The sequence below is a fragment of the Actinomadura sp. KC216 genome (assembly GCF_004348535.1).
Classification (GTDB): Bacteria; Actinomycetota; Actinomycetes; order Streptosporangiales; family Streptosporangiaceae; genus Spirillospora.
The window spans coordinates 1-10124 of sequence record NZ_SMJX01000298.1 but is presented as its reverse complement, the minus strand read 5'-3'; the positions used below and the strand labels follow the sequence as shown (position 1 = coordinate 10124).

Here is a 10124-nt window from a genome sequence, read left to right as displayed (position 1 = left end):
CCGCCCTCGTGGGGCCCGCTCGTCCGCATCCCCTCATGGTGCCAGCCCCGCCCCGGCCCGCACCGCGACTCGGCACGGCTCATGACCAGCGGCTCAGTACCGGCGGGTCAGTACCAGTTGTGGGACTGCCAGAACGACCAGGCGCCGCACGGGTCCTTGTAGCGCGCCTTGATGTAGCCGAGGCCCCACGCGATCTGCGTCGGCGTGCTGGTGCGCCAGTCGCTCCCGGCGCTGGACATCTTCGAGCCAGGCAGCGCCTGCGGGATCCCGTACGCGCCGCTGGACGGGTTCTCGGCCCGCTCGTTCCAGCCGCTCTCGTGGTTCCACAGCGTCAGCAGCGACGGCCAGCAGCGACCCCACCCCTTGAGGGCGTTCATCTTCTTGCCGTACGCCTTGTTCTGCGCGGAGCTCGGGTTCAGCTTGGCGAGCCGCTCCTTCTCCTGCTGCGCCTTCAGCTTCGCCCGTGCCTCCGCCTCCTTCTTGGCCCGCCTCTTCAGCTCCTCCATCTCGCGCTTGTGCTTCTCGTAGGCGCGCTGCTTGGCGGAGGCGACCGCGTCGGCGACGACCGGGTTCATGTCGGTCGCCGTCAGCCGGGTGAGCATCTCGTTGGTCGACAGGTCGCCGGCGGCCATCTTCGGCGGCTTGGTGCCGTCCTCGCCGGTGAAGCGGCCGATGTCGACGAGCACGACCGCCGCGACGATCGCGACCAGCGCCACGACCATGATCGTGACGTTGCTGGTCAGGACCCGCCGGATCAGCCGTTTCCGCGACGGCGGGACGTCGCCCGGCGGCGTCCCCGTCCCGCGCGGGCCGTAGCGGTCGTAGGGCGCGTACGGGCCGGGCCCGCGCTCGCCCCGCGCGCCACGCGGGCCAGGGCCGGGAGCCTCGCGGGGCGGGGGCACCTGCACGGCGTTGCGCCCGCGCCCCTCCGATCGCCTCGGCCCGGAACGGGCGCGTCGAGGGGTGTCGGGGGGACGTCTGCGCGTGCCGTGACTCTGTGGCATAGGAGAAGACTGCCTTATCGCCCGGGGTGGTGTCGTCCGTGTGATGATCCACGAACGGGGGCCGGCCGTCCATGGACCAGTTCCATCTTCCTGTCCATGTACCTGTCGTTGCCTGTACGGGAGCCGGGTGACCCGAGGTTCACCCGTCGCGGTGCCCCCGGTCCCGTCCCGCGCCAGGGTTCAACAGTTCCACATCTCCGGCCGCGAGGCGCGCCGGTTGCAGCGCTTCGAATATCTCGCGGTGCCGCCCGTCGAACGCCGCGAACTCCCCGCTGGGCGACTCCAGCGCCAGGCTGACCTCGTTGGCGCGGTCCCGTCCGGCGCCGGTGATCTCCACGAGGGTGGCGCGCCGGTCGCGCGGATGGCGGCTGCGGGCGACGAGGCCCGCCGCCTCCAGCTGGTCGACGGTGAGCTTCACCGTCGTCGGATGCATCATCAGGATCCGGCCGAGCGTGCTCAGCCGCGCCCGGCCGTGGACGGTGAGCGCCAGCGTGGTCAGCAGGAGGTAGCCGGTCCGGGTGAGGTCCAGCCGCTTCAGCTCGGTGTCCAGGGCCTTCTTCAGCAGCTGGTTGAGCCGTCCCACCGCGCAGATCGCCATGAACGGCCAGGGGCCGCCGCGGAGCCCCTGCTCCTCCCAGCGGTCGCGGACGCCCATGACCAGGGGATCGACCTCGTCCGCGGCCTCCGCCGCGAGGTCCCGGGTGTCCGCCGTGTCGGCCGCCATGCCCGCCGTTCCGTCCCCTCCGGTGTCGTCTCGCGCCTCGGTTCGCACCGGATGATCTTAGCCGCCGATAAATCAGGATGTAAGTACTCGCTTCTTAGACCTTCTTCCAATAGAGTGCCTCAGATCACATGCGGTGCCCGAGTGCTTGCTTGGGCGCGGGCTCCGCGTGTGGTCCCGGTCTCCGCCGAGACCGCGGTGGCGCGCGAACGAGCATCGAGAGCAGGTCGAGCGCGCCCCGTGCCGAGGCGGGGCGCCGGAGCATCGGATGAGCGCCGACGTCCGAGAAGCGAAGGAGGCTGGTTTGCACCCTCACCGAACCCCTCTGGGGGAGGGCACCGGCTGATGGCCCTGAGCCTCGCGAAGGCCCCGGACCTCGCGCGCAGACGCGTCGGGCGGACGCTCGACGAGACCGGGCTGCTGTGCGTCACCCTCCTGGAGGGGCTGCGCCGCACCTGGGACCTGCGCCAGTGGTGGGGCGAGTTCATCGAGCAGTGCTGGTTCCTGGCGCGCGTCACCAGCGTCCCGGTGATGCTCATCGCGGTGCCGCTCGGCGCGACGATCTCGCTGCAGGTCGGCGACATCGCCCGGCAGCTCGGCGCGCAGTCCGGCACCGGGGCGCTGCTCACCGCCGCGATGATCCAGCAGGTGGCGCCGCTGGCCGCGGCGCTGCTGGTGTCCGGCGTCGGCGGGTCCGCGATCACCTCCGACATGGGGGCCCGCAACATCCGCGACGAACTCGCGGCCATGGAGGTCATGGGCATCAACCCGGTCCACCGCCTGGTCACCCCCAGGCTGTGGGCGGCGAGCACCGTGTCCCTGCTGCTCTGCTCGGTGGTGATCCTGGCGGGCGTCCTCGGCGGCTACTACTTCAACGTCATCCAGCAGGGCGTCAGCCCCGGCGCGTTCTTCGACGGCGCCACCACCCTGCTGCAGTTCCCGGACCTGGTGATCACCCTGTTCAAGGCGTGGGTGTTCGGCTTCATCGCCGCCGCCGTCGCCTGCTACATGGGCATGAACTGCGACTACGGGCCGGTCGGCGTCGGCCGCGCGGTCAACAGGGCGGTGGTGGTCACCTCGATCGTGGTGTTCCTGACGAACTACGTCCTCACCATGATCTACCAGGTCCTCTTCCCCCCGAGGTTCTGATGGTCGCCATTTCCCCCGTACGCAAGCTGGGCCGGGCCGTCCGGAGCCGGACCGCCGGGCTCGCCGCCTCGGCCGACCTGCCCGTCTTCCTCGGCCGCGTCCTCTACCACCTGGTGGTCGACATCATCGTCCGGCGCAAGTACGGCCGGACGCTCGCCAAGCAGGTCAGCGACATCACCGTCGGCGTCGGCGCGCTCGTCATCGGCGGCGGCATGATCTTCGTGATCGCGACGATGTCGCTCGCCACCGGCGCCATGGTCGGGCTGCAGGGCTACCCGGGCCTGGAGCGGATCGGCGCGGAGGCGTTCACCGGGCTGGTGGCGAGCTACTCCAACGTCCGCGAGGTGACCCCGATCATCGCGGGCGTCGCGCTGGTCGCGCAGGTCGGCACCGGGTTCACCGCCGAGATCGGCGCGATGCGGATCTCCGAGGAGATCGACGCGCTGGAGGTCATGGGCATCAACTCGCTCGCCTACCTGGTGTGCACGCGCGTCGCCGCCGGGGTCATCGCGCTGGTGCCGCTGTACCTGGTGTCGCTGTTCATGGCGTTCTTCGCGACCCGGTTCATCACGATCCAGTACTTCGGGCTCTCACCCGGCATCTACGACTACTACTTTCACCTCTACCTGCCGCCGATCGACGTGTTCTACAGCGTCATCAAGGTGGCGGTGTTCGCCTTCATCATCATGTTCATCCACTGCTACCGCGGCTACTACGCGGCGGGCGGCCCGGTCGGCGTCGGCGTCGCCGCGGGACGCGCGATCCGGGAGTCCACCATCCTGATGATCCTGATGAACCTGGTCCTGTCCTACATCTTCTGGGGCCACGGCAGCACGGTGAGGCTGACCGGATGAGCGAGGAGACGCTGTCGAACCGCTCCCGGACGGTCTTCGGGCTCGTCGGCGCGGGCGTCATCGCGGCCGCGACGGCGTTCGTCGCGGTCGGCTCGACGCCGTCGCACGAGGGTTCCACCTACTACAACGCGACGTTCGGGCGGGCCGGGCAGGGCCTCGACCCCGGCAAGTCGGACGTCAAGATCCGCGGCATCGCCGTCGGCGCCGTCGACAAGATCACCCTGGTGGACAACGGACGCGTCAACGTGCGGTTCCGCGTCGACAAGGGCATCAAGGTCGCCGACACGACGGTCGCGGCGGTCGAGCCGGTCTCGGTGTTCGGGCCGAAGGACCTCGCGCTCGAACTCGGCGCGCACGAGCTGACCGGGCCCTACCTGGAGGACGGCGGCAAGGTCGCCAAGACGCGCGACCCCGAGGAACTGTCCGACACCGCGTGGCCCACCTACAGGCTCACCAGGGCCATCAACCCGGACGAGCTCGCCACGATCCTGCACACCTTCGGCAGCGGCCTGTCCGGCCAGGGGCCCGCGCTGAACCGGACGATCGACAACGGCGCCAAGGTCGTCGACGCGACGTACCGGAGCCGGGCGGCGATCAACGCGCTGCTGGCCGACCTCAACGGCCTGTCCGGGACGCTCGCGACCCGCGGCGACACGCTCTCCGGCTTCGCGGGCGACTTCAACCGGCTGTCGCGCACCGTCAACGAGCGCCCCGACAAGATCACGCAGCTGCTCGACCAGTCCGGACGGCTCGGCGACACGCTCGGCACCAACCTCCAGCGGCACGGCCGCAACCTCGGCACCATCATCGACTCGGGCGGCCAGATCGTCGCGGTGCTGAACGGCCAGCGCCGGAATATCCCCGTGCTGCTGGACAGCCTGAACGGGTTCTTCAACCTCCTGGCGCAGGTCATCCGCATCCCCGGCCCGGAGGGCACGCTGATCGCCCAGATGCGCGACGACCTCCCGCTGGACATCTGCCAGATCCTCATCGACATCTGCCCCGTCACACCGCCCACGACGGCGTTCACCGCCCCGCTGTCCCGCACGTCCACCGGAGGGCGGCCGTGAGCCCGCGCAGGCGCGCCAGGTCCACGCGCGGCCCCGAGCGCGCCACGACGCTGAAGTTCGTGGTGTTCGTGGCGGTCACCGGGCTGCTGACGTTCTTCATCGGCCAGCAGATCCTCGGCACGAGCTTCGCCTCCCGCTACCGGCTGACCGCGACGTTCGACGACGTCACCGGGCTGCTGGAGGGCGACGACGTGAAGGTCGCCGGGACGCCCGTCGGGCAGGTGAAGGGCATCCGGGTCGAGCGCGGCAAGGCCGTGGTCGACCTCGCCGTGGACGACGACGTCCGCGTCCCCGCCGACTCCACCGCCTCGGTCCGCTGGCGCAACGTCATGGGCCAGCGGGTCGTCTACCTGGAGCCGGGCCGCAAGCGCGAGATGCTCGGCGACGGCGACCGCGTCCCGCACACCAGGTCGGTCGTGGACCTCGGCGCCATCGTCAACGACCTCGGCCCGCTGACCCGCAGCCTCGACCCGGTCCAGCTCAACAAGATCCTCTTCTCGTTCTCGCAGGCGCTGGAGGGCAACGAGCAGAACGTCACGCTGCTGACCGACAACCTGGACATGCTGCTCCAGACGTTCGCCGCCCGCCGCAAGACGATCCAGAAGATGATCGACGACTACGAGACGGTGAGCGCCGCGGTCGCCACCCGCGACAAGCAGATCGCGGCGAGCATCGACAACCTGGAGTCGCTCACCAAGGTCTTCGCGAACAACCGCAGGCTGCTGGAGAACGCGGTGGTCGAGGTCTCCGGCGTCACCACCAGCCTCAACCAGGTGCTCGGCGGCAACGACGCGCAGCTCGGCCGCATCATCGACAACCTCGGCAGGTTCAGCGAGACGTTCCGGCTGAACGTCGACCAGCTGGAGAAGATGGTGCAGCAGCTCCCGCTCACGCTGCGGCAGCTGTTCGCCTCCGCCAACGGCGGCCACTACCTGCGGACGAACGCGCTCTGCATCAACATCATGCAGGGCCCGTGCCCGTTCCCGATGCAGCTGCCGAGGTCGCCCGGCACGGACCAGCCGTCGGCGGCCGATCTCGCCAAGCTGCGGAAGATGCTGCTGGCGGGGGGTGGCCGCTGATGGCGCTGAAGTCGCTGCGGGACGCCGACCACAGGATCGTCGCGCTCGTCACCCTGACCGCGCTCGCCGCCGGATGCGTGTTCGCGTTCGCCATCGGCCAGCTCCACCTGCTCGACCGCGGCTACACGATGAGCGGCGAGTTCAGCGACGCCGCCGGGCTGAAGAAGGGGCAGGACGTCCGGGTCGCGGGCGTGAAGTCGGGGCGGATCACCTCCGTCGAGCCGGACTTCGAGCACGGCAAGATCATCGTCACCTGGCATGTGGACGCCGGGATCGACCTCGGCCCGAAGACCCGCGCCGAGATCCAGACGACGACGCTGCTCGGCGGCCGGTACCTGAAGCTGTCCGGCCCGGTCGCCGAGCCGTACATGGCGGACGTGCCCGAGTCGCGGCGCCGGATCCCGCTGTCGCGCACGAGCGTCCCGTTCACCGTCCCGGACGTGCTGGAGGGCGCGCAGAACATCGTCGGCAGGCTCGACCAGAAGAGCATCGACCGGCTGCTCACCCAGGTCAACAAGATCGAGTCGCCGGGCGCGGCGAAGCTGAACCGCGTCCTGGTCAACATCCAGGAGATGTCCCGGATGCTCAACGACTCCTATCCCGAGATCCAGAAGCTGATCGAGAACAGCAAGACGATCACCGGCACGCTGGCCGGCAAGGACGAGCAGCTCCGCGAGATCATCAACGCCAGCCAGGTCCTGCTCCAGACGCTGGTCAACCGCCGCAACGAGCTGGCCGCGACGATCGGGCAGGGCAGCCGCACCGTCCGGACGCTGTCCAACGTGATCTCCCAGAACCAGAAGGAGCTCAACACGCTCCTGGACAACCTGCACCTGCTGACCACGAGGCTCGCCCCCAACATGGACGCGCTGAACACGGACTTCTCCCTGCTCGGGCCGACGTTCCACCAGCTCGCCGTCCTCAAGGGCAACGGCCCGTGGGTGGAGGGCGTCCTCACCGGCCTCGGCCCGCTCCAGCCGCCCGGCCCCATCTCCAGCCGCCGCGCGCAGGGAGGCAACTGATGGCCAGAGCGAGGGGCGTCGCGATCGCGGCCGGGCTGGCGCTGACCGCGTCGCTCGGCGGCTGCTCGGTCACCCCGTCCGGCGGCGGTGAGCGGACGATGGTCGCCTACGTCCCGAAGGCCCGCTCCTTCTACAAGGAGTCCAAGGTCAAGGTGATGGGCGCGGACGTCGGCCTCGTCGAGAAGGTCGAGAACCAGGGCGACAGGGTCAAGGTGACGTTCCATGTGCGCGACGACGTCCCGCTGCCGAAGGGGGTGCAGGCGTCGATCGTCCCGCTGAACCTGATCGGCGAGCGCAACCTCGTCCTGCACCCGGCGTGGAAGCCGGGGCAGCCGAAGGAGACCTCCGACGTCATCCCCATCGAGCGCACCCACGTGCCCGTCGAGGTGGACGACGCGCTCAGCTCGTTCACCAACCTCGCGAACGCGCTCGACCCCACGAAGATGCAGAGCGCGCTCGGCAACGCCGCCGACACCGTGAACGGCAACGGCAGGCAGTTCAACGCCACCCTGGAGCAGAGCGCCCGCCTGGTCGAGAACGTCGCCGGGCAGGACAAGGAGCTCATCGAGGTCGCGCAGAACCTCAGCCGCCTGGCCGGGGTGGTGCGCGGGCGCGAGCAGGTCCTCGGCGCGGTGATCCGCGACTTCGGCGAGGCGAGCCGGGTGCTCGCCGCCGAGCGCGGCGAGCTGCAGCAGCTCATCAGCGGCGTCCTCGAACTGGCCGACAACGGCGACAAGCTGATCCAGAAGTACAAGGGCCGCCTGCCGTACGACCTGGCCGTCCTCACCCGGACCGCGCTCACCCTCAAGGGCAACGCGAAGGAGCTGGCGCAGCTGATCCACGCGCTGCCCGGCATCAACGAGCTGCTCCTCAACGGCTACAACCCGAAGAACAAGTCGCTGCAGATCCGGTTCGCGACCGACGCGTTCCTGCGGACCTGGCTGAAGGGCCTGCTGAACGACGACGACGTCGGCTGCCCGCTGCCCGCCCCGAACTCCAACTGCCCCTGGCAGAACGGAGGCAACTGATGGGCAGGACGATCCTCGTACTGGTGGCGGTCCTGGCCATGGCCGTCTCCGGCTGCTCCTACACGACGGCGGGCGCGCCGAAGGGCGGGCTGACGCTGACGGCCACGTTCGACGACGTCCAGCAGCTCGTCGCCGGGCACAGCGTCAAGATGTCCGACATCACGATCGGCAGCGTCACCAAGGTCCGGCTCGCCGGCTACCGGGCGAAGGTGACGATGTCCATCGAGGACGACATCAAGATCCCGAAGGGCACCCGGGCCGAGATCAGGGTGACGTCGCTGCTCGGCGAGAACTACGTGGACCTGCGGATGCCGCCCGGCGCGAGCATGGGCCGCGGCCCGTTCCTCGCCTCCGGCGACACGATCGCGCAGACCAGCGTCCAGCCGGCGTTCGAGCAGGTCGTCGGGCAGGCGGGCCCGCTGATCCAGGCGCTCGCCGGCGACGACGTCGCGACTGTCGTCAACGCCGGGGCCACAGCGCTGGACGGTAACGGCCAGAAGCTCAACATGACCATCGCCCAGGCGAGCGGCCTCGTGAAGATGTTCGCCGACCAGCGGCGGGAGCTGGGCGAGTCGGTCGACCGGTTCGCGAGGCTGGGCCGCTCGCTCGCCAAGGGCGACGACGCGCTGAACGAGATGCCCGGCCAGCTCGAACGCACCACCCGGATGCTGAACGACGACAAGGAGAAGATCCTCAGGACCGTCGACAAGCTCACCCGGATGGCCCGCGAGCTGAACAGCAAGGTCCTGGAGGGCCGCATCCTCCGCTTCCGGAAGCTGCTGGCGGACCTCGACCCCGTCCTGCAGCAGCTCGGGAGCAACCGCAAGCGGCTCACCGCCCTGGTGGACGGCCTGGTCGCCTTCTCCAGGAAGATCCCGCTGGCCAGCTATGACGGCCAGCTGCTGCTGTATCCGATCGTCCGCATCGTCTGGCCGGACGGGACGCCGATCCTCCCCGGCCTGAGCGAGAAGCCCAAGAACAAGAAGGAGCAGGGGAACGGCCAGAACCCGGCGGCCCCGCCCCCGGTGCTTCCGGACGGGCTCGAAGGCGCCCTCCCCGACCTCGACGCCCTCCTGGGAGGACGCGGATGACCAGGCGGCTGACGATCAACCTGGCGGTCTTCGCCGCGCTCGCCGTGGTGATGGCCGTGTGGGCGTTCAACAACGTCGTCCGGTTCGACTTCATCGACCGGCCGTACCGCATCACGGCCGAGTTCGAGTCCTCGCCCGGCCTGCACCCGAACTTCGAGGTCGACTATCTCGGCCTGCGGATCGGCAAGATCGACTCGGTGAAGCTGGAGAAGGACAAGGTCGTCGTCCGGATGGACATCGAGCGGGGCGTCGAGATCCCGCAGGGCGTCACCGCCGCCGCGGCCCGCAAGTCCGCGGTCGGCGAGCCGGTGGTCGAGCTGACCCCCGGCCCCGGCAGGGCGGACGCCCCGCCGATGAGGCCCGGCAGCGTCATCCCGGTGTCGCAGACGAAGGTCCCGCCCAAGTACGGCGACCTGTTCGGCGCGGTCATCGACACCCTCAAGGCGATCAACGCCGACGACGCCAAGGTCCTCACCCACGAGCTGGCCGAGGGCTGGGCCGGGCGCGAGGACTCCCTCCGCCAGATCATCAACGGCGGCGACGACCTGACGCAGACGTTCGCGCAGAACACCGAGCTGCTCGACGGGCTCACCAGGGACCTCGGGCGGATCACCCGGGTGCTGAACGAGAACCGCGGCGCGCTCGGCGGCGGGATCGACGACCTGGCCGCGCTCACCGCCGCGCTCAGCCAGGTCCGCGACAAGATCGCCGAACTGCGCGACCGCGGGCCCGGGCTGCTCGACACGGTCAACGACCTGCTGGACCGGACCGGCCCCGACTTCGGCTGCGCCGTCGACGCGCTCGGCACCATGGGCCTCTCGACCTACAACCCGGGCTACCTGACCGACCTGGGCAAGACGCTCCAGTACGCGCCCGCGCTGAAGGTCGTCCTGGACAACGTGATCGGGATCGACCAGGGCGAGCCCGTCCTGAACGTCGTCTTCCAGATCACGCTGAAGTCGCCCGCCGCGCTGGAGTACAAGTACCCGGCGCCGCAGCCCGCGGTGAACAAGGTGCCGACCTGCCCCGGCGGCCGGACCCCGGCGGCGACGCCGCAGAAGACCTACCGGGCGAAGAACCCCGGAGACACGATCCCCACCCACGAC

At 69.9% G+C, this 10124-nt stretch carries 10 protein-coding genes; 8 read left to right on the top strand and 2 right to left on the bottom strand.

Annotated features, from left to right (window positions below; all coding sequences use genetic code 11):
• Positions 1 to 107: 107 nt before the first annotated feature.
• Positions 108 to 908 carry a cell envelope integrity protein TolA gene (locus E1264_RS34170; protein WP_243711336.1) on the bottom strand — a complete coding sequence of 267 codons (801 nt, stop codon included), beginning with the start codon at positions 906 to 908 and terminating at the stop codon, positions 108 to 110.
• Between the two features lie 235 nt (positions 909 to 1143).
• Positions 1144 to 1776, bottom strand: coding sequence for a MarR family transcriptional regulator (locus E1264_RS34165; protein ID WP_243711335.1), 633 nt, complete (start codon positions 1774 to 1776; stop codon positions 1144 to 1146).
• Between the two features lie 294 nt (positions 1777 to 2070).
• Here E1264_RS34165 and E1264_RS34160 point away from each other — a divergent pair, with 294 nt between their 5' ends.
• The 8 genes from E1264_RS34160 to E1264_RS34125 all read left to right on the top strand — a co-directional run.
• Positions 2071 to 2874, top strand: a complete 804-nt coding sequence (locus tag E1264_RS34160) for an ABC transporter permease (protein WP_132180228.1) — start codon at positions 2071 to 2073, stop codon at positions 2872 to 2874.
• Positions 2874 to 3728 (top strand): ABC transporter permease, encoded by an 855-nt coding sequence (locus tag E1264_RS34155; RefSeq protein ID WP_132180226.1) that lies wholly within the window; start codon positions 2874 to 2876, stop codon positions 3726 to 3728. The genes E1264_RS34160 and E1264_RS34155 overlap by 1 nt, the downstream gene beginning before the upstream one ends.
• Positions 3725 to 4798: an MlaD family protein gene (locus tag E1264_RS34150; protein ID WP_132180224.1), complete on the top strand. Its 1074-nt coding sequence runs from the start codon at positions 3725 to 3727 to the stop codon at positions 4796 to 4798. Before E1264_RS34155 ends, E1264_RS34150 begins: the two co-directional genes overlap by 4 nt.
• A complete protein-coding gene (locus E1264_RS34145) occupies positions 4795 to 5877 on the top strand; it encodes an MlaD family protein (RefSeq protein ID WP_165964529.1) in 1083 nt (360 codons plus the stop codon). Before E1264_RS34150 ends, E1264_RS34145 begins: the two co-directional genes overlap by 4 nt.
• Positions 5877 to 6899 carry an MlaD family protein gene (locus E1264_RS34140; protein ID WP_132180222.1) on the top strand — a complete coding sequence of 341 codons (1023 nt, stop codon included), beginning with the start codon at positions 5877 to 5879 and terminating at the stop codon, positions 6897 to 6899. The genes E1264_RS34145 and E1264_RS34140 overlap by 1 nt, the downstream gene beginning before the upstream one ends.
• A complete protein-coding gene (locus E1264_RS34135) occupies positions 6899 to 7927 on the top strand; it encodes an MCE family protein (protein ID WP_132180219.1) in 1029 nt (342 codons plus the stop codon). The genes E1264_RS34140 and E1264_RS34135 overlap by 1 nt, the downstream gene beginning before the upstream one ends.
• On the top strand, positions 7927 to 9018 hold the full coding sequence (locus E1264_RS34130) for an MlaD family protein (RefSeq protein WP_132180217.1): 1092 nt from the start codon (positions 7927 to 7929) through the stop codon (positions 9016 to 9018). The genes E1264_RS34135 and E1264_RS34130 overlap by 1 nt, the downstream gene beginning before the upstream one ends.
• On the top strand, positions 9015 to 10124 hold a 1110-nt coding region (locus tag E1264_RS34125), incomplete at its 3' end, for an MCE family protein (RefSeq protein ID WP_132180215.1). The genes E1264_RS34130 and E1264_RS34125, both read left to right, overlap by 4 nt.

Coding starts and splice junctions, on each gene's coding strand:
- E1264_RS34140 (WP_132180222.1), top strand. CDS start 5,877: ATGGCGCTGAAGTCGCTGCGGGACGCCGACCACAGGATCGTCGCGCTC.
- E1264_RS34155 (WP_132180226.1), top strand. CDS start 2,874: ATGGTCGCCATTTCCCCCGTACGCAAGCTGGGCCGGGCCGTCCGGAGC.
- E1264_RS34150 (WP_132180224.1), top strand. CDS start 3,725: ATGAGCGAGGAGACGCTGTCGAACCGCTCCCGGACGGTCTTCGGGCTC.
- E1264_RS34135 (WP_132180219.1), top strand. CDS start 6,899: ATGGCCAGAGCGAGGGGCGTCGCGATCGCGGCCGGGCTGGCGCTGACC.
- E1264_RS34130 (WP_132180217.1), top strand. CDS start 7,927: ATGGGCAGGACGATCCTCGTACTGGTGGCGGTCCTGGCCATGGCCGTC.
- E1264_RS34160 (WP_132180228.1), top strand. CDS start 2,071: ATGGCCCTGAGCCTCGCGAAGGCCCCGGACCTCGCGCGCAGACGCGTC.